The organism is Acidaminococcus sp. BV3L6, assembly GCF_000468835.1.
Lineage (GTDB): Bacteria > Bacillota > Negativicutes > Acidaminococcales > Acidaminococcaceae > Acidaminococcus > Acidaminococcus intestini.
On sequence record NZ_AWUR01000044.1, the window covers coordinates 1 to 25,561 of the forward strand.

At 48.2% G+C, this 25,561-nt stretch carries 27 protein-coding genes and 1 other RNA gene; 10 read left to right on the plus strand and 18 right to left on the minus strand.

Translation table 11 applies throughout. The features are described 5' to 3' along the window. Positions 1–149 (plus strand): transposase (locus HMPREF1246_RS07995; protein ID WP_035224643.1); only part of this gene is annotated, 149 nt, incomplete at its 5' end. A gap of 93 nt (positions 150–242) precedes the next feature. On the opposite strand, the gene HMPREF1246_RS08000 is transcribed toward HMPREF1246_RS07995, so the two are convergent. The 7 genes from HMPREF1246_RS08000 to secG all read right to left on the minus strand — a co-directional run bounded on the left by HMPREF1246_RS08000 (position 243) and on the right by secG (position 6,129). Continuing rightward, positions 243–1,235 carry a 2-hydroxyacid dehydrogenase gene (locus HMPREF1246_RS08000; protein ID WP_009014698.1) on the minus strand — a complete coding sequence of 331 codons (993 nt, stop codon included), beginning with the start codon at positions 1,233–1,235 and terminating at the stop codon, positions 243–245. A 179-nt stretch (positions 1,236–1,414) separates the two neighbouring features. Next, positions 1,415–1,795 carry a desulfoferrodoxin family protein gene (locus HMPREF1246_RS08005; RefSeq protein WP_009014697.1) on the minus strand — a complete coding sequence of 127 codons (381 nt, stop codon included), beginning with the start codon at positions 1,793–1,795 and terminating at the stop codon, positions 1,415–1,417. A gap of 139 nt (positions 1,796–1,934) precedes the next feature. Then, positions 1,935–2,402 carry an SsrA-binding protein SmpB gene (gene smpB, locus HMPREF1246_RS08010; protein WP_009014696.1) on the minus strand — a complete coding sequence of 156 codons (468 nt, stop codon included), beginning with the start codon at positions 2,400–2,402 and terminating at the stop codon, positions 1,935–1,937. Further along, a complete protein-coding gene (gene rnr, locus HMPREF1246_RS08015) occupies positions 2,365–4,674 on the minus strand; it encodes a ribonuclease R (RefSeq protein WP_021737212.1) in 2,310 nt (769 codons plus the stop codon). The genes smpB and rnr overlap by 38 nt, the downstream gene beginning before the upstream one ends. Continuing rightward, positions 4,671–5,078, minus strand: coding sequence for a PaaI family thioesterase (locus tag HMPREF1246_RS08020; protein WP_009014694.1), 408 nt, complete (start codon positions 5,076–5,078; stop codon positions 4,671–4,673). Before HMPREF1246_RS08020 ends, rnr begins: the two co-directional genes overlap by 4 nt. Beyond that, positions 5,075–5,812 carry a carboxylesterase gene (locus HMPREF1246_RS08025; protein ID WP_021737223.1) on the minus strand — a complete coding sequence of 246 codons (738 nt, stop codon included), beginning with the start codon at positions 5,810–5,812 and terminating at the stop codon, positions 5,075–5,077. The genes HMPREF1246_RS08020 and HMPREF1246_RS08025 overlap by 4 nt, the downstream gene beginning before the upstream one ends. A 95-nt stretch (positions 5,813–5,907) precedes the next feature. Continuing rightward, complete coding sequence (gene secG, locus HMPREF1246_RS08030; protein ID WP_009014692.1) at positions 5,908–6,129, minus strand: preprotein translocase subunit SecG; 222 nt, start codon at positions 6,127–6,129, stop codon at positions 5,908–5,910. 619 nt (positions 6,130–6,748) lie between these two features. On the opposite strand from secG, the gene panC reads away from it, so the two are divergent. From panC to HMPREF1246_RS08045, 3 genes are read left to right on the plus strand one after another with little or no spacing between them, the layout of a single operon-like run. Further along, positions 6,749–7,606 carry a pantoate--beta-alanine ligase gene (gene panC, locus HMPREF1246_RS08035; RefSeq protein ID WP_009014641.1) on the plus strand — a complete coding sequence of 286 codons (858 nt, stop codon included), beginning with the start codon at positions 6,749–6,751 and terminating at the stop codon, positions 7,604–7,606. After that, on the plus strand, positions 7,603–7,989 hold the full coding sequence (gene panD / locus HMPREF1246_RS08040; RefSeq protein WP_021737218.1) for an aspartate 1-decarboxylase: 387 nt from the start codon (positions 7,603–7,605) through the stop codon (positions 7,987–7,989). The genes panC and panD overlap by 4 nt, the downstream gene beginning before the upstream one ends. Beyond that, the gene (locus HMPREF1246_RS08045) at positions 7,989–8,960 is read left to right on the plus strand and encodes a bile acid:sodium symporter family protein (protein ID WP_014128521.1); all 972 of its coding nucleotides are present in this window, start codon (positions 7,989–7,991) and stop codon (positions 8,958–8,960) included. The genes panD and HMPREF1246_RS08045 overlap by 1 nt, the downstream gene beginning before the upstream one ends. 91 nt (positions 8,961–9,051) lie before the next feature. On the opposite strand, the gene HMPREF1246_RS08050 is transcribed toward HMPREF1246_RS08045, so the two are convergent. Continuing rightward, positions 9,052–9,939 carry a 3-hydroxyacyl-CoA dehydrogenase family protein gene (locus HMPREF1246_RS08050; RefSeq protein ID WP_016459511.1) on the minus strand — a complete coding sequence of 296 codons (888 nt, stop codon included), beginning with the start codon at positions 9,937–9,939 and terminating at the stop codon, positions 9,052–9,054. 278 nt (positions 9,940–10,217) lie between these two features. Next, positions 10,218–10,427, minus strand: a complete 210-nt coding sequence (locus tag HMPREF1246_RS08055) for a hypothetical protein (RefSeq protein WP_035224646.1) — start codon at positions 10,425–10,427, stop codon at positions 10,218–10,220. A gap of 66 nt (positions 10,428–10,493) precedes the next feature. Here HMPREF1246_RS08055 and HMPREF1246_RS11115 point away from each other — a divergent pair, with 66 nt between their 5' ends. Next, positions 10,494–10,811, plus strand: coding sequence for a transposase (locus HMPREF1246_RS11115; protein ID WP_026385585.1), 318 nt, complete (start codon positions 10,494–10,496; stop codon positions 10,809–10,811). 76 nt (positions 10,812–10,887) lie between these two features. Here HMPREF1246_RS11115 and HMPREF1246_RS08065 read toward each other — a convergent pair whose 3' ends face one another. From HMPREF1246_RS08065 to HMPREF1246_RS08080, 4 genes are all read right to left on the minus strand, one after another. After that, entirely contained in the window at positions 10,888–11,853 is a 966-nt protein-coding gene (locus tag HMPREF1246_RS08065) for an NADPH:quinone reductase (protein ID WP_226828480.1), read from the minus strand. Between the two features lie 54 nt (positions 11,854–11,907). Then, a complete protein-coding gene (locus HMPREF1246_RS08070; RefSeq protein WP_009015429.1) occupies positions 11,908–12,282 on the minus strand; it encodes a RidA family protein in 375 nt (124 codons plus the stop codon). Between the two features lie 48 nt (positions 12,283–12,330). After that, positions 12,331–13,116 carry a PhzF family phenazine biosynthesis protein gene (locus tag HMPREF1246_RS08075; protein ID WP_009015430.1) on the minus strand — a complete coding sequence of 262 codons (786 nt, stop codon included), beginning with the start codon at positions 13,114–13,116 and terminating at the stop codon, positions 12,331–12,333. A 154-nt stretch (positions 13,117–13,270) separates the two neighbouring features. Next, entirely contained in the window at positions 13,271–14,644 is a 1,374-nt protein-coding gene (locus HMPREF1246_RS08080) for a PLP-dependent aminotransferase family protein (protein WP_016459508.1), read from the minus strand. A 178-nt stretch (positions 14,645–14,822) separates the two neighbouring features. Between HMPREF1246_RS08080 and HMPREF1246_RS08085 the strand changes: the two genes are divergently transcribed. Beyond that, the gene (locus HMPREF1246_RS08085) at positions 14,823–15,371 is read left to right on the plus strand and encodes a flavodoxin family protein (RefSeq protein WP_021737225.1); all 549 of its coding nucleotides are present in this window, start codon (positions 14,823–14,825) and stop codon (positions 15,369–15,371) included. Positions 15,372–15,588: 217 nt separating this feature from the next. Here the strand turns inward: HMPREF1246_RS08085 and HMPREF1246_RS08090 are convergent, their stop codons facing one another. From HMPREF1246_RS08090 to ssrA, 3 genes are all read right to left on the minus strand, one after another. Continuing rightward, complete coding sequence (locus HMPREF1246_RS08090) at positions 15,589–16,578, minus strand: reverse transcriptase domain-containing protein (protein ID WP_021737232.1); 990 nt, start codon at positions 16,576–16,578, stop codon at positions 15,589–15,591. Then, a complete protein-coding gene (locus tag HMPREF1246_RS10600; protein WP_014128527.1) occupies positions 16,575–16,742 on the minus strand; it encodes an RNA-directed DNA polymerase in 168 nt (55 codons plus the stop codon). Before HMPREF1246_RS10600 ends, HMPREF1246_RS08090 begins: the two co-directional genes overlap by 4 nt. 716 nt (positions 16,743–17,458) lie before the next feature. Then, positions 17,459–17,805, minus strand: a transfer-messenger RNA (tmRNA) gene (gene ssrA / locus HMPREF1246_RS10325). A gap of 232 nt (positions 17,806–18,037) precedes the next feature. Between ssrA and HMPREF1246_RS08095 the strand changes: the two genes are divergently transcribed. The 3 genes from HMPREF1246_RS08095 (at position 18,038) to HMPREF1246_RS08105 (ending at position 21,154) form a co-directional block, all read left to right on the plus strand. After that, positions 18,038–19,300, plus strand: coding sequence for a dicarboxylate/amino acid:cation symporter (locus HMPREF1246_RS08095; protein ID WP_009015434.1), 1,263 nt, complete (start codon positions 18,038–18,040; stop codon positions 19,298–19,300). After that, positions 19,297–20,127, plus strand: a complete 831-nt coding sequence (locus HMPREF1246_RS08100; protein ID WP_009015435.1) for a S9 family peptidase — start codon at positions 19,297–19,299, stop codon at positions 20,125–20,127. The genes HMPREF1246_RS08095 and HMPREF1246_RS08100 overlap by 4 nt, the downstream gene beginning before the upstream one ends. A 106-nt stretch (positions 20,128–20,233) precedes the next feature. Beyond that, positions 20,234–21,154 carry a LysR family transcriptional regulator gene (locus HMPREF1246_RS08105; RefSeq protein WP_009015436.1) on the plus strand — a complete coding sequence of 307 codons (921 nt, stop codon included), beginning with the start codon at positions 20,234–20,236 and terminating at the stop codon, positions 21,152–21,154. A gap of 1,290 nt (positions 21,155–22,444) precedes the next feature. Here the strand turns inward: HMPREF1246_RS08105 and HMPREF1246_RS08110 are convergent. Together HMPREF1246_RS08110 and HMPREF1246_RS08115 are read right to left on the minus strand one after the other, a co-directional pair. Continuing rightward, complete coding sequence (locus HMPREF1246_RS08110) at positions 22,445–23,515, minus strand: MFS transporter (RefSeq protein WP_021737229.1); 1,071 nt, start codon at positions 23,513–23,515, stop codon at positions 22,445–22,447. Between the two features lie 123 nt (positions 23,516–23,638). Continuing rightward, a complete protein-coding gene (locus HMPREF1246_RS08115; protein WP_021737211.1) occupies positions 23,639–24,427 on the minus strand; it encodes a PhzF family phenazine biosynthesis protein in 789 nt (262 codons plus the stop codon). 128 nt (positions 24,428–24,555) lie between these two features. Here HMPREF1246_RS08115 and HMPREF1246_RS08120 point away from each other — a divergent pair, with 128 nt between their 5' ends. Beyond that, the gene (locus tag HMPREF1246_RS08120) at positions 24,556–25,425 is read left to right on the plus strand and encodes a LysR family transcriptional regulator (protein WP_021737236.1); all 870 of its coding nucleotides are present in this window, start codon (positions 24,556–24,558) and stop codon (positions 25,423–25,425) included. Positions 25,426–25,561 lie beyond the last annotated feature (136 nt).

Sequence of the window (25,561 nt, forward strand, 5' to 3'; positions counted from 1 at the left end):
CCAATGGATTCACAGAAGGCTGTAACAACCTGATTAAGACGGTTAAGAGAGTTGCATTTGGAATGCGTGATTTCAACAGATTTAGGAACCGGATTCTCTATGTGAATTGGCAAAAAAGGAACTCGGCAAATGCCTTGCCGAGTTCCTAAAAGGCGATTTAGTTGTGGGGCACCCCAACATTTGACAAAGAACCTATAAAACTCCCTGCCGCCATCGCAGCAGGGAGTTTCGGGTCGTATCGCTTAGATCTTGTTCTTGCAGTCGCCCGTTTCCATGTATTCCTTCAGGTTTTCATAGGTCGTTTCAACCATGTTCTTGACAGCTTCGTCAGTGAAGGAACCCAGATGCGGGGAAAGCAGGACTTTCGGGTACAGGTCGATGAGTTTTTGGAATATAGCATTCGGGGCCTTACCGCCTTCAAAGTCCTTACCGAACAGATCGGCTTCGCCGTCCAGCGTATCAGCAGCAAAACCACCGAGCTTACCGCTTTCTATGGCTTCGATGACAGCTTCCGTGTCAACGAGCTGGCCGCGGGCAGCGTTAACAAGGATGGCGCCGTCTTTCATCTTGCTGATGAATTCACGGGTAACCACCTTGCCGTTTTCTTTGATGTACGGGCAGTGCAGGGAGATGACGTCGGACACTTTCAGCAGTTCGTCCATTTCAACCTGCGTAGCATAGTCATCGATGCCTTTGATCTGGAAGACATCCTGACCGACAACTTTGGCACCCATACCGTGGAAGATCTGGGCGCAGACGCGGCCGATACGGCCAAGGCCGATTACGCCAACGGTGCAGTTGCGGATTTCCTTGGAGAACATATGCTTATCAACAACGAAGTTGCCTTTGTGAGCTTCGCTCGTCGTGTATGCCAGATGTCTCAGGAGCATCATGGCATGGGTAACAGCCAGTTCGGCAATGGCGTTCGGAGAATAACCGGGAACAAATGCCATCTTGAAGCCCAGTTCCTTGGCATAGGGAATATCGATATGGTCCTTACCAACCGTTCTGGTCAGTACATACTGAACACCGAGTTTCTTGTAGATATCGAGATTCTGTTTGTTGGCAAAGCAGTTACCACGCAGGATAACAGCATCAAAACCTTTTGCCATTTCAGCCGTTTCCGGAGTATTCAGGTAATCGGGGACACATTTGATGTCATACCCAAAAGCCTTATTGCTGCTCTCAAAAATCGGTTCTTCAACGTCTCTGACGCCATAACACAAAACCTTCATGACAATACCTCCTAATTAAAGTAGCCCTTTGTTTGGGGTGATGCACAGCACCACACCCGTCTCCCCTATTCTAACATAAAAATCTGTATTTTCCTATATATTTTGTATTTTGTATACACTTTAATTTTCATAAAGGCCTAAAAATAAAGAGGGACGCCGCATGCGCCCCCCCTCTTTCATTATTTTTCAGCTTTCCAAAGTCCATGCAGGTTGCAGTAAGCATAAGCAGCAACGACATCATCACTGGGAGCCAGTGCAAAAACCGCGACAGGATCAGCCCCTGGTTTCAGTTCCTTTCTCTGATTGCCTTCCTTGGTTTCCAGGGAAATCCATTCGATATAGTGTTCATCAAGCATGGGATGGGTAACGGAACCAACCTTGACCGTCACGAGGTTTTCCTTGACTTCAATGACGGGAACGTGTTTTTCTTGGGCTGCATCAACGGTATTCGGAACGATTTCCTGCATCTTTTCGCCGCAGCAAATGACAGGGACACCCGTTTCCTTTACAACAGCGATGATTTTACCACAATGACTGCATCTGTAGAATTTTTGTTCCATTTTCTCGTCCTCCTTTGATTTTCACGCACAAAATACGTGGCTTCCTTGAATGTTTGGACAATCGTTGTCCTACTTCAAGTATATCATATCAAAGGGCTCCTGTACGAAAAAAGTTGTGAAAACTATGTTTCCGTATCCCTTAGCGATTACGAGACTTGAGGGCCCGGTCAATTTCTCGTTTGGCCGACCGGTCCGCCATATCGCGCCGCTTGTCATAAAGTTTTTTACCAGTTGCAAGGGCCAGTTTTACTTTCACAAGGCCATGGGAAAAATAAAGGGTCAGAGGAACCAAGGTAAAGCCTTTTTCCTTGGTCTTACCTATGAGTTTTGCAATTTCCCGTTTATGCATGAGCAGCTTGCGGTCACGCCGCGGCTCATGGTTGAAGATATTGCCATGGTCATATTCACTGATGTGAAGGTTGTATAAATATAGTTCCCCCGATTTGGTAATGGCAGCATAACTGTCCTTCAGGTTGGCCTTACCAGCACGGAGGGACTTGACTTCTGTGCCGGTAAGCACGACGCCTGTTTCAAAGGTTTCATGAATGGCGTAGTCATGGCGGGCTTTTCTATTTTCTGCGATGATTTTGACGTTTGTTTTTTCCATGCTGACTTCCCTTCTGACGTGTACCGCCTCTTTTTTTGGTCTGTGAGGCCAGTTTATTGCGGCCGCCTTTCTTTACGGTCTGTTTTTTAGGCGTCCTTTTCTTATCTGACGGAACGGTTTCCTTTCGAGCTGTGACAAAAGTTTCGAATTCGGGAAGGATAAAATCAATCTTGCGTTCTTCCACACTGACATGGAAGACCTTGATCCTTACAGGGCTGCCAAGGCGGTAGCTCTTTCCGCCATGCTCCCCGACAAGGGCAAAATGTTCCTCATCATAACGATAATAATCGTCAAGGAGACTCGAGATATGGACAAGGCCTTCAATACCGTTTTCGAGCTGGACAAACATGCCAAAGCTTGTGACGCCGGAAATCGTTCCATCAAATTCCTGTCCTACATAGGGCAGCATATACTCCGTCATCTTGAGTTCATCCGTTTCCCGTTCTGCCTCAATGGCAAGGCGTTCCCGTGTCGAGGCATGGCTTGCCATGAGGGAAAGCTTATCGTTCAAGTTTTCCTTTTCCTTCTTGGAAAGTTTCTGCCCCGTCCGCTGCTCCTTGAGGAGACGATGGACCAACAGATCTGGATAGCGCCGGATGGGAGAGGTAAAATGCGTGTAGTCCTTGGCAGCAAGGCCAAAGTGGCCCACATTTTCCGTTTGGTACACAGCCTGCTTCATGCTCCGCAGGGCGAGGGTGGAAATCATGCCTTCTTCGGGTTTTCCCTTCACCTTGCGCAGGGCCATTTGAAGAACTTTAGGCCGCATCTTGCCCTCAATCTTGAGAACGGTCCCAAACTGGGCCATGATCTTTGAAAGGCTCTGCATCCGGTCCTCATCAGGCACGTCGTGGACACGGTAAATAAAGGGATAATGATGCTTAGTCATATGGGCGGCTACGGTTTCGTTGGCAGCGAGCATAAATTCCTCGATCATCATTTCCGCAATGGTTCTGTGCCGCAGATGAACGTCGATGGGCCGTTTTTTCTCATCCAGAATAACCTTCACTTCAGGAATCTCGAACTCAATCGCACCCCGTCTCACCCGTTTTTTATGGAGGATCGTGCAAAGTTCCTCCATGGTTTCCAACATAGGCACAATATCGCTGTATTTTTCCCGCAGGGCCGTGTCACGGTCCGTGAGGATTTTTGCCACATCAGGATAGTTCATTCGATGCCGGGAGGCAATCACGCTGGGCGCAATATCATAGGAAAGGACCTTCCCTGTCTTACCGGAAATAACCATTTCACAGCTCATGGTAAGACGTTCTTCCCCTTCATTGAGGCTGCAGATGCCATTTGACAAAAGGGGCGGCAGCATGGGAAGGACGCGGTCAACCAAGTAGACGCTGGTGCCTCGGGCATAGGCCTCCCGATCAAGTTCACCGCGGGGCCGCACATAGTGACTGACATCGGCAATATAGACGCCAAGGAAGTAATCCTCGCCCCGTTTTTCGGCATAAATGGCATCGTCAAGGTCCTTGGAATCAACGCCATCGACGGTGATGATTGGCCATTTGCGCCGGTCAAGACGCCCTTTAAGATCCTTTTTAGGGATGACTTGCGGGACAAGCTGGGCGGCTTCCTTGACTTCTTTGGGAAAATCAAGGGGCAGGTCCTTATCCTTGATGATGGAGATGATATCAATGCCCACATCGCCCTTTTTGCCAAGGATTTCCGTAATGGTTCCTTCTGCTTTTTGACGTCCGTTGGGCCAGACCGTAATCTTGACGACAACCTTGTCCCCGTTGCGGGCATTCAGGAAGTCCTTGCGCCTCACATAGATATCCTGTCCAATATGGCGGTTATCAGGGGTAACAAAGCCAAAATCCCCACTGCGCGTAAAAGTCCCGACAAAACGTTCATGGGCCCGCTCCAAAATACGGATGACCTTTCCCTCACGCCTTCCCCCATAGCCATGGTCACTGACCCGTGCGATTACAAGGTCCTCGTTCATCGCACCGGATAAGTGCATCGCGGGGATGAAAAGATCACCTTCCTCCGTCTTTTCAAGGGGTACAACAAACCCATACCCTTTCTGCGTGACCTGCAGGCGCCCTGTGACAAGCCCCATGGCCCGCGGCAGGCCCAAGGTATTGAAGCGGGTCTTCACAAGAAGCCCATCCTTGATCATTAGTTCAATTTCCGTCCACAAGGCTCCCAGCCCTTTTCCTTTATACCGCAGGTCGCGGCCCAGGTCATCATAGCTGACAGGATGGGTGGCATGGGATTCCATATAAGTAAGGACATCCTGCCGAATTTTTTCGTTACTCATCTTTCTCCTTCATACATCATCTTGGCATCCGCTTCCGCCGCGACAGTTCCATCAGGGCGGATAACCTCTCCCGTCATCTCAAGGAGCAGGCCTTTACGGCGCTTCACCTTAGTCACAATCTCAATGGTTTCACCAATGAGGACGGGCGAGCGGAAACGGACTTCCAGTCGGGCCGTATAGGCCACGCGGTGTTCATACAGATAGGGATAATTCCCCATGGTTTCATCAAGCAAGGTGGAAATGAGTCCGCCGTGCATCCGCCCGTCATAGCTTTGATGACAGGGTTCGGGCGTAAAGTGTGACGAGCAGCCATTTTCATCCACTTTAAAATGCATGTGAAGGCCAATGGGATTGTTCTTCCCACAGCCAAAACACATAGGATTCGTATCATTCACATTCTTCATCGCAGGGCCTCCAGAAAACGGTCAATTTTTTGATAGACAAGTCCCCGTTCCTTATAAAGGGTCAGGACATGCTTTCCTTGGGGGAGCATCTCGATCCGCTTTAGAGGAGATGCCGCATGTTCATAGATGTACTGTGCGCTTTGCGGGCGGACGGTTCGATCCGCTTCACTTTGAATAATAAAAAGCGGAGCCGTCACGCGAGGAAGGGTGCGCTTTTTGACTGTCGACAGCAAACGCAGGAATTCGCGGACACCGGAAAGGGGCATCTCGTGATAGGCCACATCATAGCGGGCCGGAGCGTCGATATGACGAGGGCGCTTGGGAATGGATCGCGTCACTTTTTCCGCAAGCCAAAGGAAATGGGAACGCCAATCGAATAGATAGATGGGCGTTGAAATGACGATGACCCCGTCAACGGGAAAAGTCGAAGCGCAATCAAGGGCAAGAAGACCTCCCATACTCATCCCCACCAAAACAACCTTGCCGTACGTTTCCTTGAGGGCACTGGCGGCGGATTTCACGGATTGAGTCCATTTTTCATAGGTTACGCCGTCAAGGTCTTCCGGGTTCGTACCGTGACCATTTAAAAGAAGGCCCTGCACGGTATAGCCTTTATAATGCAGCCGTTCCCCCAGTTCACGCAGCTCCGACGGGGAACCCGTGTAGCCGTGAATGAGAAGAACCGCTGTATCATTGGTTCCAGGAAAGCGATAAGGCTCAGCGCCTTGGAGCATAGCCGTTTCCTCCTTACTTTATACACAAAAAAAGCATTACCCTTCATGAAGGCAATGCCATAACTGCACCATTTGATTAATGCCATCCCCCACCCTCACTGCAGGCGGGCAATTACAATGTTAAGGACAGCAAAAATAAGGCCAAAGACAACCGTAATGCGGCTCAGAGCCTCATCCATATCGGTCGGTTTGCCGCTGAACATGGACTCACCGCCGCCAAGCCCAGCAAAACCGGAGCTCTTACCGGACTGGAGCAGGACGGACGCAATCAGGATGACACTGACGACGATATCTACAACCATTAAAACCGTTAACACTGGTATTTCCCTCCACTCATTAGATTCTTGTATTTTAGCATAGATTGAAAGCGAGTGCAAGTAAGGACGAGGTGCCAGCAAATTTATTCCAGTCCTTATTTTTACCGTCCCTCTTTGAAAAACTTTCTTCCATTTTTTCACTTCTGCGAGGGGTATCCGCATCTTATTGGCCTTTTTCAAGAAAAAATAATTTGAGTTAACTATATTGCAAATGATTTGACAAATTATCATCACGGTGGTACATTACTCCCCGGATAGAAAAATAGGAAGATTTGGGTAAATCTTATAGGGAGAGTGCAGACACGTTTCAGAAGGTGTGTGCCGCGAGTCGCAAAGCCGCAGGGCGGCCTTGTTTCCCGAAGGGCTCAAAGGGGAGAAATTCTTCCCTTAAGGCAGAAAATTGGAATGATGAAATGATCCTTCCGAAAAGCTGCTTCCCAAAGAAACCTGTTTATCCATTTTGTTGTGGAATTTTTTTGCCGTGTTTCTTTGGGAACACGGCTTTTTTGTATGCTGCTTCCTATTTTTCGCATTGTCCGCCAGGATCTTGCTTATCATTTCATTTCCTTTTGAAACCTGTCCCCACACTCCACCAATCAGAAAGGAATGTGATTCATCTATGTACGTCTGTCACACAACAAAGGAACTTAGAAATGAGGTCAGCCGCGTCAAGAAAGAAAGAAAATCCATTGGTCTTGTGACCACCATGGGCGCTCTTCATGAAGGACACGCTTCCCTCATCAAGGCAGCCCGGGCAGAAAACGATTTCGTCATCGTCACCGTCTTTGTCAATCCTACACAGTTTGGACCGACGGAAGACTACGCTGCATATCCCAGGACTTTGGAAAGTGACTGCAAGATGGCGGAACGCGAAGGCGCCGACCTCGTCTTTGCGCCAGCCCCGGGCGAAATGTATCCCCACGAGGATATGACCTGGGTTGAGGTCACGGGTCCTATTACGAAGGTCCTTTGCGGAAGGACACGACCTATTCATTTTCGCGGCGTCGCTACGGTCTGTGCCAAGTTCTTTAACCTCACCCAATGTGACCGCGCCTACTACGGCCTCAAAGACGCTCAGCAGACCCAGGTCCTGCAGCGCATGGTTGAAGATCTCTTCATGAACGTCACCTTGCGCCTCATGCCCATTGTCCGCGAAAAAGACGGCCTTGCCAAAAGTTCCCGCAACGTCTACTTGAGCCCAGAAGAACATAAAGCCGCCCTTGTCCTTTCCCGCAGCCTCCGTCATGCAAAAGAAGCCTACGGAAAAGGCGAGCGGAGCAAGAAAGCCCTCGTTGACCTTGTGATGAAAGAAATCAAGGAAGAACCCATGAGCGACATCGACTACGTTGAAATGTATGGCATGCCCGGCCTCTTTGAAGTGGAAGAAACGCTCCATACGCCCGTCCTCCTTGCGGTTGCCGTCCGCTTTGGCACAACGCGCCTCATTGATAACGTCATTTTGGGGGTGGAAGCATGATCTACACCATGATGCACGGAAAGCTCCATCGCGCCACCATTACAGAAGCAAACCTGAACTACATGGGAAGCATCACCATCGATGCCGACCTGCTTGACGCCGCAGGCATCCTTCCCGGCGAACGCGTCCAGATCTGCAACAATAATAACGGCGCCCGCATTGAACCCTATACCATTGCGGGAAAACGCGGCAGCGGTGTTGTTTGCCTTAATGGTGCAGCCGCCCGTTACGCCCAGATAGGAGACATTGTCATCATCATCGCCTATACCCAAATGGACGAAAAAGAAGCCCGCTCCTTTACGCCCAAGGTCGTCATGCTCGGCGAAGGAAATCAGCCGCTAAAAAGCCGCGGGACGGAAAAAGAACGGGAGGTGGCAGACTGATGCTCGATAAGCTCATCCGTTGGTCCACACGCTACATGGCCGTCGGCGTCATGATTGCAGGTTTTTTAGGGATTCTCTTCCCAGCGGCCATGAAACCCTACGCCCGCTTTATCCCCACCCTTTTGGGAATCATCATGTTTGGCATGGGCATGAGCCTTAAGGCCGAAGACTTTCGAAATGTCTTTCGGGATCCACGCTCTGTTGCCGTCGGGGCCATCCTGCAGTTTACCATCATGCCCCTTTTGGCCTATGTCCTTGTTACGCTCTTGGCCCTGCCTCCTGAAATTGCCATTGGTGTCGTCCTTGTGGGCTGCTGCCCTGGTGGGACTGCGTCGAACGTCATCTCCTTCATCGCTCATGCCGATGTAGCCCTTTCTGTATCCATGACCATGGTAAACACTATACTGGCCCCTTTCATCACGCCCCTTCTCATCTACCTGATTGCTGGGACGTGGATTGAAATCAGCCTTTCTTCCATGATGCTTTCCATCGTCAAGATGGTGCTCCTCCCCCTCATTTTGGGCCTTGCGAGCAACTATTTCTTTCCCCGCACTGTATCCCGTTTTTCCCGCTTCATGCCCATGTTCTCTTCCTTTGTCATTATGGTGACGGTTCTTTGCGTCGTCTCCCTTTCAGGAAGGACCATTTTGGACCACGGCCTTGTGATCCTCGTTGCCGTCATTTTGCATAACCTTGGCGGCATGGCCTTGGGCCACCTTGCAGCACGCCGCTTTGGCATGACGCCGCAAAAAGTGCGTGCCATGACCATCGAAGTAGGCATGCAGAATTCCGGTCTCGCCTCAGCCCTTGCCCTCATGTACTTTACGGCAGCTGGCGGCATTGCCGGCGCCATCTTCTCCGTGTGGCATAACGTATCCGGGTCCCTCTACGCCTCCTACTGCGTCGGAAAGGACGAGGAAATGGAAGAAAGAGAAGAGACAGTCCCTCTCCATGTAAAATCCCGCTCCTAATTCCTAGGAAATCAGCTTCATCATAGACAAAAGCCCCTCTAAAACGCATGACCTGCGCTTTGGAGGGGCTTTTTGATAGGACTATGCTTTTTTATAAAGTTTTATAAAGGACGTTGAAGACTTTCAAGAGTTTTTCGTTCCGTCTTTCGGTTGCTTCCTTATCTTTCCCATTCGAGTAGTCGTAGAAGCCTTTCTTGGTCTTCACACCCAGTTCACCCTTTTCATAATGTTCCTTTAAAAGAGTGGGGATCTCATGGCTGTCATCAAGGTCCTTCATGAGGTAACTCGAGACATGGTAGAACGTGTCGATCCCGCCAAAATCCATGGTTTCGAGCGGTCCAATGCAGGCCCAGCGGAAAGCAAGTCCATATTTCATAACAGCGTCAATATCTTCAGCAGAAACAACACCTTTTTTCACCAAAGACAGGGCTTCCCGCACGACAGCCAGCTGGATGCGGTTTGCAGCAAAACCCAGGACATCCTTATTGACAATGACCGGTTTCTTTCCAATGGTGCGGGCAAGGTCCCGAACGGCCTCAGCCACGTCTTGGCAGGTTTCGTCATTTTTAATGATTTCAATAAGGAGAATAAGCGTCGGCGGATTGAACCAGTGCATCCCTAAAAAGCGTTCCCTGTGCGTCACAAATTGGGCCAGGGCATTGATGGAAAGACCTGATGTATTTGTCGCAAGGATCATGTCCGCATCGGCCATCTTGCAGAAAGATTCATAGAACCCCTCTTTAATGGCCATGTCTTCCGTCACGTTTTCAATGACAATATCGAGATGGGCGATGTCCTCCAGATTGGTCGTATAGTGGATCTTGTCGCGGCTCGTTTCACTGATGAGGGTCTTTGCACGCTCAAGCGTAGGCTTTCTATGGTTCCAAAGGGTCACATCAAAACCATAGGAAGCAAAGATATCCGCCATGGAATAGCCCATCGTACCAGCGCCGGCAATGCCGATTCGTTTGATCTCCATAATCAAGGCTCCTTTCAAGATCATCTCTTAGGTCTATCATAGCACTTTTAAGAAAAAGGCGGTAGTGAGCCGTATCTTTTTAAAGGCCCTTTATCTGTCGGAGCCGGGCGGTACACCCAAAAAGCACCGCATGGATTCTATGTTCCATGCGGTGCCGCCTGAGCCCAAAGCAGGGCTTATTTTCAATTGGTGGAGATGAGGGGAGTCTCTTAACAAAGTGGCTACGTTTCTAACTATTTATGACTAAAATGATTTTGGTGCACACTTAGTGCGCAATTTTAGTCAATGCTGCTTTTTCCAAGCTTTTCTACTGCGACCTTGCAAGCTTTAATTTTCCCGGATTTTATAAGCTTGGCAAATCTGTAGATGAGACCCCATTCATCATCAAAAGCCCTGACCTGATGCTGTTTTCTTGTTCCTTCTGGGCTAACAGAACCTTTAGGACGCCCAGCACCTGGGCGCATTCCCCCTCTTTTTGATTGAGTCATAATTTAGCTCTTCTGATTTGTATTGCTCGTAAAACTACGTAAACAGCCGTGGGAATCTGCTACGCCATGAAGGGAGAAATGAATAAGCTATATGCGATAACAGACTACCAGAAGGCTGTCGAGAGGTGGAAACGATGGTTTAAGGCGGCCAAGGCGAGCGTGATACCGGCCTTGGTCCGGTTCGCCAAGCTAAAGGAAAAGCGAATCGATGGTCTGGCAAATCACGCCAAATGCCCTATTAACACAAGCCGATTGGAAGGGTACAACATGATTAAGGTTGCCAAACGGAATGCATATGGGTACAAGAACGACAGATACTTTTTTACCTTGATTCGGTACTTGTCTTTACCTGCGTATGATTTGGCATCCCCCAAAAATACGTGAAGAATCGTTTTAAAATGGATTTTTAGTAAAAAGATAGTTACTTTACCAAATCAGGAATTACAATGGACTATGGTCGTTATTCGATTTTGAGGATCATTTTTCCCTTTGCCAAACCATTAATGATTTCGTTATGTGCTTGAGCAGCATCCTTCAAGAGAAGCTGTTTTCCAACTTTTGCACGAACAGCGCCGCTTTGCATAAAAGCACGCAATGCAAACAGGCTTTCCCGATATTCATTGGCCGGAGCATTCCACAGAGCCATGCCTAGGATAGTAGATTCATTGGCCATGGCCAGGCGCGGATTGATTTCAATCGTGCCACGATTGCCTACGACTACGATACGGCCATATTTTGCAATCACCTTCAAATCGGTCTGCAGATTGACATTTGCCAGGAATTCAATAATGACGTCCGGGCCTTTCCCCTTGGTTAATTCCATCAATTCATCCTGATTGTCTGCTTTGAGGTGATAGATTGCATAATCAGCTCCAAAGGAACGGACGATGTCCAAGCCTTCAGGAGTCGTGCCTGTACCAATGACGATGGCACCTACAGCTTTTGCCATCTGAACAGCTAACGATCCTACACCGCCTTCAGCCCCATGGATCATTACAATTTCGCCGGCCTTGATGTGAGCACGATGGAACAAAGCGCGGTATGCAGCCATTGCCGGAATACCAAAGGATGCGCCTTCTTCAAAGGAAATGAAATCCGGCAGCTTGTGGACCGAATCAGCATCGCAAACGACTTTCTGCGCATAGGTACCAGTATTGCGTTTTGCCAACAGAGCTGCAACGAAAACGCGGTCGCCGACTTTCACATGCGTGACACCTGCACCTACTTTTTCTATTACTCCAGCGCCGTCATAGCCGGGCGTATAAGGCAGTTCCGGTTTATAGAAATTATATGTGCCTGTACGGACATAGGTTTCATTTGGATTGACGCCGCAAAATGCAAGCTTAATCAGGACTTCGTTAGCTTCCGGTACCGGGTCAGGTACATCAACATATTTCAGTACTTCCGGTCCGCCGAATTCTTTCATTACGATAGCTTTCATGACAGGTTCTTCCTTTTTATACGGGTATTTAAAAGAATCTTATTTGATTTCAGCAATGGCTTCAATTTCACAGAGATAGCCAAGCGGCAACGCTACGACAGCCACGCAGGTGCGAGCCGGATGATGAGGGAAATACTTATTATATACTGTATTGAATTCATCAAAGTATGCAATGTCTTTGAGAAAAACAGTGGTTTTCACGACATTTTTGCAGCTTGTGCCAGCCGCCTCAAGAATATTTTGGATATTTTTGCAAGCTTGTTCTGCCTGTTCCGTTACAGTATCACCGGCAGGTTGCGTACCACCAGGAAGCAGTCCGATCTGGCCTGCTGTAAATACGAGATTCCCCGTTACCATTGCCTGAGAATATGGTGCCTGCGGATCAGCGCCTTTATTTGTATAGATGCATTTCATAATAGATAGCCTCCTCTGGATATGTTAGATATCGTACAAAATACTTGATTAATGGATATTTAATTCGGCCGTGCTATAGAGCGTTACATGGCCGCTAATCTTAACTACATTACCTCCGTCACGGCAGTAAATCGTACCGGTGCGAGGCGACAGCTGATGATTGATTATCTCTTTTTTACCGAGACGCTGAGACCAGAGCGGAATCAACGAGCAGTTAGCAGAACCACAAACCGGATCTTCCGGAATACCGATATTGGGGAAGAAAGTGCGGCTGACAAATTCACTGTCACTAGCTTGAGCCGTGATGAGGACACCTAGCTTATCGGTCATATGGGCAATAGCCTGATAATCGGGCTGGAAATTTTGGACCGTATCTGTATCTTTCGCTAAAATGATGAGATCGCGTGTCTGCCAAGCAGCTTCCGGTTTGAAGCCAAGGGCATCTTCCATTTCTTTGGTCACTGCAACTTTTTGGGGATGCCAGGATGGGAATTCAATTTCATACAATCCGCCTTCGCGAACGGTAATGACAATATCATCTTGATTGGCACGCAGATGGAATTCTTTCTTACCCGGTTCCACAAAATTTGCGAGGACAAACCCTGTACCCAATGTAGCATGGCCACACAAATCTACTTCTGATGTAGGTGTGAAAAAGCGGACACGATAAATGCCATCTACTTTATGCTTTACAAAAGCCGTTTCAGAAAGTCTATTTTCTGCAGCGATATTCGTCATGGTTTCATCTGTAGGGAATTCATCTACCAGGCAAACCCCTGCCGGATTACCTTTGAATAATTCTTCAGTAAACGCATCAACAACGTAGTACTTCATATTCATCAATCCTCCTTCTACTTCGTTTGTTTCCCGATTGGGAACCTGTTTATTTGATTTATTCAAGTATACTAGAGAGTCAATATTCATTCAATATTAAAATTGTGTGCAGTACGATTTAATAAATATATTTCAATTGATTTTTGCTTTTTCATCATAATAGTTGACGCAGAATTTTCAGGCCTTCTCGTAACTCATCATACGTAGAAGGTACACAAATACCCAGTCTAGCCGCATGGACAGGCATATCTTTACCGACAGCAAATCGTTGTGAGCCATAGACATAGACGCCATGTTCCAAAGCAAGGTGCTCAAATTGCTCTCCGGACATATCTTCTGATAAAATCAACCAGCGATGGAGACATTCTTCCGTGCCACGCACATCATAGCCTTTTAAAATTTCATCAACAATCCCGTTGCGAATTTTCAACCCCTGGCGCCGTCGTTCAAGCAAGCCTTCAAATTTTTCTGAAACGATCATGCGCGATGCCAATTCCATTAATAACGCAGATGGAGATAATTGAATCGCATATAAGGCGTTGCGCAAATTCTTAAAATATTTTTTAGGAGCCTTAATATAGGCTAAACGTAAAGCTGGAATCAGCGTTTTGGATAAACTGGCAAGAAAGATGGTTTGTTCCGGAGCCATATTGGCAATAGACTGATGAATGTGTGGAGAAAGCAGACAGTTAATGCCATCTTCTATTACCAGAAGATCCAGATCTCTGGCCAGGCGTGCAATCATTTTTCGGCAGGATAGTGGCATACTATGGGTCGTTGGATTCTGATAATCCGGCATGACATACAGACCGGTGATACCTTCATTGTGGTAGGCGTACTGAATTGCTTCAGCCGTAAATTCATTATTTTCCTGCCGAATAGGAACGAGATGAATGCCAATAAGCTTGGCAGCACTTTTTAGCCCTGGATACACAGTAGGTGCTGTACCAATACGATCACCAGGCCTGAAAAGCCCCGCTAGTACAGCATACGTTGCATTTTGGCCGCCGCTGGCGAAAAGGACATGATCAGCATCAGTATGGCATCCTGCCCGATCAAGTAATTTCACGGCCGCCTCTTTATGAAACAACATAGCAGAGTGATTATATTGCAACAGTCGTCCAAAATCATCTTCTTGTATCATTTTCTCCAAGAGCGTCACGACTTCATCCTGAGGAATTGTTTCCGGTGTAAGAGAACCCATATCTATCAGATAAGGCTTTTTTTTTGCAGGTGTATCGAAAATATTAGTCACCACATCGTACGCTACATACGTGCCACTTCCAACAGTACTAGTAAGCAGGCCTTTATTGGAGCAGAGTTTAAAAGCTCGTACTACTGTACTGACATTAATATCTAAAAAATCAGCTAATTCACGTTGTGGCGGCAGTTTAGTTCCTGGCAGCAAAACACCAGTAGCAATATCATTTTCAAGTTGTCTGGCTAACGAAATATACAATGGTTGATTGGTGCGGTTCAGTTGAGGCTTCCAGGACATATAATAGTTATCAAACGAATTAATGGACATAGGTATCGGTCCCCTTTCTGTCTGTTTTTTAACGTAAATAGTGAGTAAAGTAAATCCATTTACATTATATACGCGTAATTGTTTTACATACAATTTTATTATTGAATGCAGTATATATTCATGATATCATGAAAAAAATATAAAGAAAATATCCATAAAAAGAGAGGAAGAAAAGAGTATGGGTAAAAAAATTGTAGTTATCACATCCAGTTTTCGTAAAGATGGCAATAGTACCGCTCTTGCTGAAGCATTCATTGAAGAGGCTCAAAAAAAAGGTCACTCTGTCAAACGCTTCGATGCTGCCTATCTAAATATCGGTCCTTGTCATGGATGCGATACCTGCTTCAAGACGGGTAAAGCCTGCACCTTTGACGATGATTTCAATACGGTAGCACCTTATATTGAAGAAGCAGATGCTGTCATCCTCGCGACACCGACCTATTGGTTTTCCATACCTGGCAAAGTTAAATGCCTGATTGATAAACTCTATAGCTTCTGTGTTGGCAAAAAAGAAGCCATTGCCGGTAAAGAAGCTGGCCTGCTCTGCACTTGCCGGTCTCAGAGCACAAGCGACATGGAAGGTATCATCATGCCATACCATAAGGCCATTGACTATCTCGGATGGGAAAACATAGGCGAAATCCTTATTTCCTCTATGGATAAACCTGGCGAACTACAGCAAACTGCCGGACCTGAACAAGCTCGAGCTCTGGCTGACCAACTGTAAGGATGTACACACTACACCTTTGATCCTAAAAGATGGAGCTTTTTTAATGCTTAGTTTTGAGGTTATTGTATTGATTCGTTCAGACTGCGCCAAAAAGGGAATGTGAAATAACAATCCCCAGAAATACGAGTAGGAGGGATTTCTAAATAGAGATCCCGACCTCTCACACCACCGTGCGTACCGTTCGAAGCGCGGCGGTTTCCTCGTTTTCACAAACTTATTTGTAATAGCTCGTCATGGTTATATAACCAGGGCGGGCTATTTCTTCGTTCGTAAGGAATGAGCTCAGCATAAGCGCCACTCTCCATAGTCCTTTTCGGCAACTTGCCAGTTCATGCACTTTCCATTCTGGAATTGCGTATTGGCGCATCATGCAGTACCTTGTTCGCACCTTCTTCCACTGTTTCCAGTAGATTGCCCGGATTTTCCGCCGTATCCATGTATCCACTTCCATGAGCAGCTGTTTCATGTCTATCAGCTTGAAATCATTGACCCATCCGTGGATGAACTGTTTCGGCCTGATGGGCCTTACCGCATTCGGAGTTAGTTTGTTGCGGTCTAAAATGGCCCTCACCTTCTCCTTCATCTTTGCTGCGGATTTTGCATGCACACGAAAACGAAGTTTCCCTTTCCTCCTGTAGAATCCATATCCCAGGTATTTTACCCGGCTAATGTATGGAGCCGGCGTCTTTTCCCGATTCACTTTGAGGAACCGTTTCCTTTCTATGTATCGTGTTATGCTTTCCAAGGTCCTCTCTGCACTTCTCCTGCTTTTGCACAGTATCATGCATTCGTCGGCGTAACGGACAAATTTATGTTCTCGCCGTTCCAGTTCCTCGTCCAGTTCATTAAGCATCACGTTGCTTAATAGTGGGCTTAAGGGGCCTCCCTGTACAGCGCCTGTTTCGCTTCTCTCAAATATCCCGTGGTTCATGATTCCTGCATTCAGGTATTTGTGTATCAGTGAGATGACAGCTCCGTCCTTGATGCTTCTTGACAGGACTTCTACCAATTTACTCTGGTAGACATTGCCGAAGAATTTCTCCAAATCCATGTCCACCACATAGACATATCCTGCATCTGCATAGGCCTTACACTGTTTCAGGGCGTCATGCGCTTTGCGTCCCGGCCGGAAGCCGAAACTGCTGTCTGAGAACTGCGGTTCATATACCAGCGTCAGCTCTTGCGTAATCGCCTGCTGTATCACCGGTCCACAACCGTCGGGATTCCCAATTTACGGAATTTTCCTTTTTCTTCTTTGGGTATTTCTACCCGTCGGACGGGTTTGAATTTATACTTCCCATCCCGTATCTGCTGTAAGAGTTCCAGTCGGTGCTCTCCAAGGTACGGTAGAAGTTCATCTACACTCATCTTGTCGACACCGCCTGATCCTTTGTTGGCCTTTACCCTGTGATACGCGGCATTCAGGTTGTCTCGCCTCAGGACTTGCCCCAACAAAGTGTCCGCTCACAAGTTTGCAATGATGTCGTTGTGTTCGGCACTCCTCACAGGGATAGGCGTTCCCGCATATCCTTGCCGCTTGGCAGCTGCTTTTCGCGGGCAACCTTCTCTATGAAGTTTTCTGCTTTTAATGACCTCTTTTGACTCCCTTCACTAACTGATATTTCCTAAGATTCGGCCCTTCCTGGACGGTCTATAACCCGTCCAGTACGATGGCCTCTGCTGACTTCCTCACGATAAATCTTGTTTGGGCCACAGCTGCCATTTTCATGGCTCCGGCCCTATCCGTGAGGCCTCCCCGCGTAAGAACACACTCTTTCTCTCCACCCACCTGCCGCATCTACCCTTGGGGATTCCGAGTCATTATGGGACTTCAGTCTGTTTTACTCCCTTATCCATCCCGAATTGGCCTTATGCGGTTTCTGTTCGTCAGGTCAGAGATTTGCCTGCACCTTCCTTCAGATTCCACCTCACGGTGTCGCTTTTGGTGTTCGGCTATGACTTACTCGAACAGTCTAAGGACTTGCATCCTTAAGAGTGCCCCTATGCCGGGCGCACAAAAACACCGCATGGATTGATTCATCCATGCGGTGCCGCCTGAGCCCAAAGCAGGGCTTATTTTCAATTGGTGGAGATGAGGGGAGTCGAACCCCTGTCCGAAAGCATTGCCATGCAACTTTCTCCGAGCGCATCCAACATACTTTATTTCGGGGCATCATCGCCTATTGGCGGGCTAATCAGTCCCTATCTCGATGGATTTCCCACGCGACCTCCGAGAATTGGCCCTGTGGTATCCTGCAAGTGTCGTTCACTTTCCTTCAGCAGGAATGAAGAAAAGGAACGTTAGCAATTAAGCTGCTAAAGCGTAAGAATCTTCTGCGTTTATAACGCGTTTCCACCGTTTTATGGGGTTGATGGAATCCCAGCTCGCTTATCACACAACATCTACCCCCGTCGAAACCAGTACATCCCCAGGGTTTATTTGAGCTTCATCATAGCACATCCATCGCCAAAAAGCAATGAAAGTAAAATGAGTTACACTGAGCCGAGAATGACTGCATGATTATCAGAAATCTTTTCATTAATATTAATAATTTTCATGATTTTTATTTATTTTCTTCATTTATTGTATAAAATCGCGTTATGTCTTTTCCTATTATAGCTGTAGGAATATAATAGACTTACTTATTTTTAAGGAGCGTGTTATGATGAGCACAAAAACAAAAACAGCACCCCTCAGCAGTTACCGGGATCCGATCATTCTAATTACAGGATGCGTGATTGGGGCTATATTGGGCCTTGTTTTTGGGGACAAGGTCTCTTTTCTCAAGCCGATTGGACAGATTTTCCTCAATCTCCTCTTCTGCCTGATTGTTCCCCTTATTTTCTTTTCCATTGCGGGCTCCATTGCTAATACGAAGGATACGGGCAAGGTCGGCAAGATGATTGGACTAACGCTCCTTATTTTTGTAACGACGGCCATCCTTTCTGCCATCTTGATCCTTGTCGTGACCCATTTTACAGGGGTTCCGACAAATTTTACGGCCGTGACCAAAAATGCAGCGGCAGCAAAGCCCATCAGCGTCAGTGACCAGATTGTCGGGACCCTCACGGTCGGCGACCTGCCGCTTCTCATTTCCCGCTACCACGTCCTGCCCCTCATCATCATGACCATATTCTTTGGCATCTGCGTCTCCCGTCTTGGCGACGAAGCAAAGCCGATTATCGACTGGATGAACGCCATGACCAAGGTCTGCTATAAAATGGTGGCCTATCTCATGAAGCTTGCGCCCCTTGGCCTTGGTGCCTACTTTGCGGACCTCACCGGAACCTATGGTATTGAGCTCCTAAAAACCTATGGCAATGCCATGCTCGTCTTTTATTCCGTCGTTTTCCTTTATTTTTTCCTTTTCCTTGGTTTTTATGCTTTCCTAGCCGCAGGTCCCTGGGGCGTACGGAATTTCTTTAAGGTCATTCTCGCTCCGGCCCTGACGGCCCTTGGGACACGTTCGTCAGCAGCAACGATTCCGCTTCAGATGGAAGCCTGTGATAAACTGGGCGTACCGCGTGACATCTCAAGTGTTGTCATTGCCATGGGCGCAACTTGCCATATGGATGGAGCCTGCATCGCCATGGTCTATGCCGAAGTGCTGGCAACGACGATGTTTGGGGTTCCCCTCGAAGGCTTTGCCTTCCTTCTTGCCATTTTTGTAGGTGTAACCTCTTCTGTTGCAACAAGCAGTGTTCCAGGCGGGGGAGCGGCCGGCGAAACCATGATTGTTTCTGTTTTCAGCCTTCCCGAAGCGGCTTTTCCCATCCTGCTCATGATTGTGGAACTCTTTGATCCAGGCTGCACACTTCTCAATTCCTGCGGCGACACCGTCGTTTCCATGCTCATTACGCGCATTTTCCACGGGAAAGACTGGTATAAACAAAACTTGAACCCAAATCAGGAGGCCATAGAATGAAAATCAATGCCCAATATGTCCTGCAGGAACCGCCTTACGGAGATGCCACTCAGCCAGATTCACAGGACTTCATCCTTGAGGTTGCAGGCGACCGCCTGTTAGGCGAAGCGTACCTTCCCAGCGGCCTTTATGATGCGCCCCATCCAGCCGTTATTGTCTGCCACGGCATTCCCGGCACCAATAACAACGACGACCTATGCCAAAGCCTGCGCCGAATGGGCTGCGTCGTCATCAGGCTCTATCACCGTGGAGCCTGGGGCAGTGCCGGCACCTACTCGTTTTCTCACTGTCTAGAAGATACGGAAGCGGTCCTTTCCTATCTTGCCACAGGCGGCACGGACCGCTATGCCATTGACCCATTGCGTGTCTTTCTCCTTGGACACTCCAACGGGGGCAACACGGTTATCAACGTTGCAAAGCGCCATCCAGAACTGCGCGGCGTCATCGCCTACTGCCCCTTTGATCACAAGGGGGCGGAAACCCTTCTCGGAAAAGAAGGCCTTGCCTCCATGCTCACAGAAGCGGCCACAGTCCTTCATATCGAAAGCCCCGAAGCGTTAGTCAATGACAGTGAAACGCACCGCGACGAATGGGCCTTCCCTCTTGCTGCCTACCCTTTGAAGGATCAGAACATCCTTATCATCGGCGGTGAAAAAGATACGACAGCCCCACCCCAATACATGATCGATCCCTTCTGGAACCTTCTTACAGACCAGCAGTCTCAGGCTATTCACCAGCGTGTCGACCTTCTGGGCAACCATTCTCTTGATACGTGCCGACTGAAACTGATTGAAACGGTGGGGACGTTTATTGAAAGCCTTTCATAAGGTAAGTCAAGGAGCCTTTCCTTTCAAGGAAAGGCTCTTTTCTGGTTTGCTATGATATAATTGATGAAAAATAAGAAATCGATTCGATTGTTTCTATGGAGGGCTTATGGATTTTCGAGAACTGCAATACGTTGTCACGGTAGCGGACTGCCGGAACATCACCCAAGCATCCAAAGAACTTTTCATTTCCCAGCCATCCCTGAGCCATGCCTTGGCCCAAATTGAAAAGGAAGTGGGTGCCAAACTTTTTGACCGCTCCCATCAGCCGTTAACACTCACGGATGCAGGGCGGATCTACGTTAAGACGGCACGCCTCATTCTTCGCGAAAAAACGGATATGAAAAATCGCATCGCTGATCTCAAGATAGGAAGTTCCGGCGATATCATTGTCGGTATCCCATCGGGCCGGGCCGGTTATATGTTTCGCCCTGTTCTGGGGCGCCTGCGTGAAAAGTACCCGGCCTCCCAGCTCTTTTTTAAAGAAGGCGGCACGAGTGACCTCTTGGAGCTTCTACAAATGGGAAAGGTCTCCTTTATCATCGTCCCCTATTTTGATGACGAGCTGCCTGTAGGAATCCATAAGGAACATATCTACGACGAAGAGATTCCTCTCATTGCCGCACCGGACTTTTTCAGCGATGCAGATTTTTGGGACAAAGGAGCGCGCCGCATTAACTTCAATAAGATTGCTAAAAAGCCCTTTATTGCCGTTAAAAAAAGACACTTCATCCGCACCATTGTGGACCGCGTCTTCCAAAAAGAAGGCATCATTCCCAATATTCTCACGGAAGTTGACAGCAGCTACGATGCCGTCCAGCTTGCAGCCTGCGGGATGGGCTACACCATTGTGCCCCAGCGCACGGTCATCATCCTCGGGGACAAACAAAATGGGACAAGTTTTTCCTACAGTGACCATCCACCCGTCTTTCCCATCCAAGCCCTTTATAAAAAAGGAACGTATCTTAATAAAGCGGAGAAATATTTGATTGAGCTGTTAAAGAAAGAGTTTGATGGGAAGGGAAAATAGCGGTCGAGCTGTCTCGAGCCTTCGGCTCTAGCTGTCTCGCGGCCATGTCCGCAGCTGTCAAGCGAAAAGAATACAAGGCTAAGGCTGCCTCCGGAAGCTGGCTAAGGATATGGAAAAGCCCTAACGCCGGCGCCAAACCGTGTCCCTGCGGGAATGGGCGCCGAATTACATTTGCCCTTAACCATGTCCCTGCGTCCTTCCACTTTGCTCCAAAACGGGCTTGGGACTCGGGCGAGTATGCCTCGCTAACGCGAGTGAGGTAACGTCACTGCGCGTCCTCATCCTCCATCAAAACGGATAAAATTCAGAGGTAACTTGTGTTTGGAAATTTCCCCGTTTCGGTCCCCCGCTTTGGCAAGGCGAAAGATCTGACGGTGACGGTTCGATGCTGGTGCATCGAACCTAAAGAATAAATAAAAAAGAAGGCCTTACCCCGAATCAAGACACCAATTCGGAATAAGACTTTTTGTTTTGAGCACTAGCTGAAGTCAGATTCTCATTCATTACTGAATTTAGAAATGAATGTAATCTTCACAGAGACTCACCTTATGGTCTTTTGTCTTAGAAACGGCGAATGCCGTTCCACCTGATCAAGACGATTTTAAAAAGGTTCGTCATACTTTTCCTTCCTGTCTTTTTTCCATTGACCTTTTTCGAATATGGCTCCAGATTGGCCCAGATGCTGAAAAAACACAAAGCAGCCAGACGACGTCGTACATTGATTGTCCGTACTTCTGGGAAGCCTGCCGTGTTTGACGACGCAGATGGACCGAGATGGACTGTAAGTGAATGAAGTTTCCTACATCATCCGAAAAAAATCCAAATTGCCATCTCATAAATCTTGAACAAGGCAACGAAGTCACCTCGTGCAGAAAATCGGAGTAATTTTTGCTCCGAGTAAAGATGAAAAATGGGGCGGTTGTCTCCTTGCGAGCGGGAGCAAGGAATATTTTTGATAGTTCAAAACCGCTACTGGCAAGATTCCGTCGCGGCGATTCAGCCTCGCACGTGCGCGTTGAGTTGATTACTGTGAATAAGCGTCTCTCAGTAGTACAGTATTAGGGAGCTCCCATCTTCACGCGGTTGTATCCTGCCATTTTCGCAATTTTGATGATTAAACCGGCAGACGCCCCCCTTAGCGTGGCAGCCTGACAGCCTTTATCCTATCCCCCAACGTGAGACGGTCGGTCCATTGTGCGATAGGTCATAAGCCTCTTGCCTCAGAATAATCTTTTCTAAAGCAAGGGGCTCACGTTCTACATCAAATCAGCCCGACTATTGGGTCGTCCCCTATTTTTCTCGAATCAGGTAGCTCGCCAAACTCGCCACTAGGCAAAGTATAACGTCAATCAGCCAAATGAGCGTGTAATTGCCAAAAAGCTGATAGGAAAGGCCACCCAAATAAGCACTTAGGAACCCACCGATCTGATGGGCAAAAAAGAGCAAGCCCATGAGGGTTGCCACTTGATGAAGCGGAAAATGGCCGCTCAAGATGCCCGATGTGGGCGATACCGTGGCATCTCCGGTAAGGCCAAGACCCGTTGCAAAAAGGATGGCCGTTGTCATCGTTTTGGGCAGGACAAAAAGGTAGAATAGCACCCACAGGGCACGGAATCCATAGTAGAAGGAAAGGAGCCCACCTTTTCTCAGACGGGAACTGGCATACCCAGATAGCAGGGCGCCCGCAATGGTCGCAATGCCATAAAATGAAAAGGCCCAGCTTGCTTCCATCTTAGGAATCCCATAGGAGACGAATTGGGAAAAGAGATGAGATTCAATGATGACCATGTGGAACCCACACGTTGAAAACCCGGCGAGGAGGAGCTGGTACGTCCGTTCCCCCAAGGCCGACTGGATTTCCCCAAGGCCCAGTCGGGGAACATCCGTCCCGCCCTTTATCGTACTGTCCTTTTTGGTCAGATAGCGGATACAAGGAATGAGGAGCACCATAATAAGAGCAAGTCGGGGCATGGTCGACGGTACGCCGCCGTGTTGGAGAGAAAAGTTAAGGAGCGGGGCCAGAAAGAAATTGACCATACCGGCTGATGCGTTAAGGAGTCCCGCAAGAAAAAGAGAGCGCTCCTGTCCGACAAAAGAGATGGCAGACGACAGGACAAGGCCAAACGCAATGGCTCCCGTTCCAAGCCCCATGAGGACGCCGAGGGTCACGATGAGCATCCCATAGCTGGTACATAGTTTGATACCGAGGACGGAAAGGACCATGAAAAAAACACCTGACGTCAGGACGAATCGATTGGACCGTCGTGCCGCTAAGAGCCCAAATAAAGGCTGGGACGCGCCAAAGACAATCTGCATGACGGCAATGGAAAAACTGACCTCTTCATAGGAAAGGCCTGTCATATCCGCAATGGGTTATAGCAGAATGCCAATACTTGCCCGCAGCCCTGCCCCCAGGCCATAGATGAGGCAGGCAATAAGTCCTAAAAAGAGGGCACTGCGCAAAGAAGTGTTTCCTTGTTTCATTTATTTTACCTCCAAGGGAAAGACCAGTTCCCCAATGGAATAAAGAGCGGCTTTACCGGCAAGTTCCACCCGGCTGCCCCTTATTTTGGTATAAAGGACGCCGGTCCGTTCCGATGCCTGAAAGGCCTTGATGTCATCCTTTCCTAAAATGGCGGACCAAAGAGGAACGAGATGACAGTGCCCGGACCCACAGACCGGATCTTCTGGCACACTGAGTTTTGGCGCAAAACTACGGCTTACACAGTCATAGTCCTTCCCGCGGGCCGTAATGTGAAGGAGCAATCCGTTTAGGTCAAGGGCTTGCTGTTGATTGATTTTTGCGTTCCTGACCGCGACTTCATCTGAAAGGATACAGACAAGGTCCCGTCCCATATAGGCACGTTCTGGACGCACACCGATGGCATCTGCCATGGCATCTGTGACAGGGACAGGCATGAGGGAATAGCTAGGAAAATCCATACAAATGAGATCCACGTCGCGGCGCACAGTGAGGGGGCCGCTCAAAGTCTTAAAGCAAATTTTCTCCGCGTCCTTCTGATAAAAATGGAATATGACATAGGCCGCAGCAAGGGTGGCATGACCGCAGAGGTCGATTTCCCCGCCTGGCGTAAACCAGCGCAGATGGTATGCGCCTCCTTCCTGTACGGCAAAAGCCGTTTCGGAAAACCGGTTTTCCATGGCAATTTTCATCATGATGCCCTCTGGAATCCACGCATCCAAGATACAGACAGCAGCAGGATTTCCTTTAAAGACGGTATCCGTAAAGGCATCGACAATATATTGTTTCATTGTAACGTCCTCCGTTTCTAAAGGAAGGATATCACGGTGACGAGAATTAGTAAAACGACTTTATCTAATGTTTAAATTAGAAATAGTGATGTATAATAAAGACAGCAAAATGAAAGGTGGTGCCTTTAATGCAGCGTTTCAAAGCCCTTCGGACCATCCTGCGGCTAGGGAGTTTTACAAAAGCCGCCCACGCATTGGGCTATATCCAATCCTCCATCAGTCAAATGATGGCCTCTCTTGAAGAGGAACTGTCCTTTAAGCTCCTGATCCGTTCCAGAAATGGCATTACCCTTACCCAAGAAGGGCAGCAACTCTACCCCTTTTTGGAACAGGTCCTCCATAGTTACGAAGCCATGGAAGAAAAGGCCCGTGAAATCAGGGGACTTGAAACGGGAGTGATTCGTGTAGGGACCATCTCAAGTATCACCTGCCGCTGGATGCCGCCTCTCATCAAAGGATTCAAAGCCCGCTACCCCAATGTGAAGTTTACCTTTCAGCAAGGCGATTACAGGCTCATTCCCGAATGGATCGAGTTGGGCATCATCGACTTTGGCTTTGTCTCCCCTGACTCCTGTCCCCACTTAATGACCATTCCCGTTAAGGACGGAGAACTTCTAGCGGTGCTCCCCCGTCGCCACCGCTGGGCAAAGGAAAAAGCGATTCCCTTGGAGGGCCTCCTTTCGGACCCCTTTATCCTTCTTGAAGAAGGAAACTACAGTGAACCAATGGAAGCCTTTCAAAAAAAGGGAATCAAACCCCATGTCGCCTACAGACTCCACGATGATTACGCCATCATGACCATGGTCGAAGCCGGTCTTGGTGTCAGCATCCTCGCAAAACTCATGACGGACCGAAATCCCTATGATATCGTAACTGTTCCCATAGACCCGCCCCTTTATCGACATCTTGCCATTTGTTATAAAGACTGGGATCTTTTGCCGCTGGCAAGTAAGCATTTCATCACCTATATCAAGGAGAAGGCGGATGAGTTGCCATAAGGACGTAAGACAGTCGTGCCATATACTGGGCTTACGGGCTTGATTCCAGGATTCAAGGACTCCATTTCAAGCCTCTGCCCTAAAGAAAAGCCAAAGACCCTAACCAAACCAGTCTCCTGGGTTCGGTTAAGGTCTT

Excerpts from the sequence above, each read along its gene's own strand:
- HMPREF1246_RS08000 (WP_009014698.1), bottom strand. The coding sequence starts at position 1,235 with ATGAAGGTTTTGTGTTATGGCGTCAGAGACGTTGAAGAACCGATTTTT.
- HMPREF1246_RS08005 (WP_009014697.1), bottom strand. The coding sequence starts at position 1,795 with ATGGAACAAAAATTCTACAGATGCAGTCATTGTGGTAAAATCATCGCT.
- smpB (WP_009014696.1), bottom strand. The coding sequence starts at position 2,402 with ATGGAAAAAACAAACGTCAAAATCATCGCAGAAAATAGAAAAGCCCGC.
- rnr (WP_021737212.1), bottom strand. The coding sequence starts at position 4,674 with ATGAGTAACGAAAAAATTCGGCAGGATGTCCTTACTTATATGGAATCC.
- HMPREF1246_RS08020 (WP_009014694.1), bottom strand. The coding sequence starts at position 5,078 with ATGAAGAATGTGAATGATACGAATCCTATGTGTTTTGGCTGTGGGAAG.
- HMPREF1246_RS08025 (WP_021737223.1), bottom strand. The coding sequence starts at position 5,812 with ATGCTCCAAGGCGCTGAGCCTTATCGCTTTCCTGGAACCAATGATACA.
- panC (WP_009014641.1), top strand. The coding sequence starts at position 6,749 with ATGTACGTCTGTCACACAACAAAGGAACTTAGAAATGAGGTCAGCCGC.
- panD (WP_021737218.1), top strand. The coding sequence starts at position 7,603 with ATGATCTACACCATGATGCACGGAAAGCTCCATCGCGCCACCATTACA.
- HMPREF1246_RS08045 (WP_014128521.1), top strand. The coding sequence starts at position 7,989 with ATGCTCGATAAGCTCATCCGTTGGTCCACACGCTACATGGCCGTCGGC.
- HMPREF1246_RS08050 (WP_016459511.1), bottom strand. The coding sequence starts at position 9,939 with ATGGAGATCAAACGAATCGGCATTGCCGGCGCTGGTACGATGGGCTAT.
- HMPREF1246_RS08055 (WP_035224646.1), bottom strand. The coding sequence starts at position 10,427 with ATGACTCAATCAAAAAGAGGGGGAATGCGCCCAGGTGCTGGGCGTCCT.
- HMPREF1246_RS11115 (WP_026385585.1), top strand. The coding sequence starts at position 10,494 with ATGAAGGGAGAAATGAATAAGCTATATGCGATAACAGACTACCAGAAG.
- HMPREF1246_RS08065 (WP_226828480.1), bottom strand. The coding sequence starts at position 11,853 with ATGAAAGAATTCGGCGGACCGGAAGTACTGAAATATGTTGATGTACCT.
- HMPREF1246_RS08070 (WP_009015429.1), bottom strand. The coding sequence starts at position 12,282 with ATGAAATGCATCTATACAAATAAAGGCGCTGATCCGCAGGCACCATAT.
- HMPREF1246_RS08075 (WP_009015430.1), bottom strand. The coding sequence starts at position 13,116 with ATGAAGTACTACGTTGTTGATGCGTTTACTGAAGAATTATTCAAAGGT.
- HMPREF1246_RS08080 (WP_016459508.1), bottom strand. The coding sequence starts at position 14,644 with ATGTCCATTAATTCGTTTGATAACTATTATATGTCCTGGAAGCCTCAA.
- HMPREF1246_RS08085 (WP_021737225.1), top strand. The coding sequence starts at position 14,823 with ATGGGTAAAAAAATTGTAGTTATCACATCCAGTTTTCGTAAAGATGGC.
- HMPREF1246_RS10600 (WP_014128527.1), bottom strand. The coding sequence starts at position 16,742 with ATGAGTGTAGATGAACTTCTACCGTACCTTGGAGAGCACCGACTGGAA.
- HMPREF1246_RS08095 (WP_009015434.1), top strand. The coding sequence starts at position 18,038 with ATGATGAGCACAAAAACAAAAACAGCACCCCTCAGCAGTTACCGGGAT.
- HMPREF1246_RS08100 (WP_009015435.1), top strand. The coding sequence starts at position 19,297 with ATGAAAATCAATGCCCAATATGTCCTGCAGGAACCGCCTTACGGAGAT.
- HMPREF1246_RS08105 (WP_009015436.1), top strand. The coding sequence starts at position 20,234 with ATGGATTTTCGAGAACTGCAATACGTTGTCACGGTAGCGGACTGCCGG.
- HMPREF1246_RS08110 (WP_021737229.1), bottom strand. The coding sequence starts at position 23,515 with ATGACAGGCCTTTCCTATGAAGAGGTCAGTTTTTCCATTGCCGTCATG.
- HMPREF1246_RS08115 (WP_021737211.1), bottom strand. The coding sequence starts at position 24,427 with ATGAAACAATATATTGTCGATGCCTTTACGGATACCGTCTTTAAAGGA.
- HMPREF1246_RS08120 (WP_021737236.1), top strand. The coding sequence starts at position 24,556 with ATGCAGCGTTTCAAAGCCCTTCGGACCATCCTGCGGCTAGGGAGTTTT.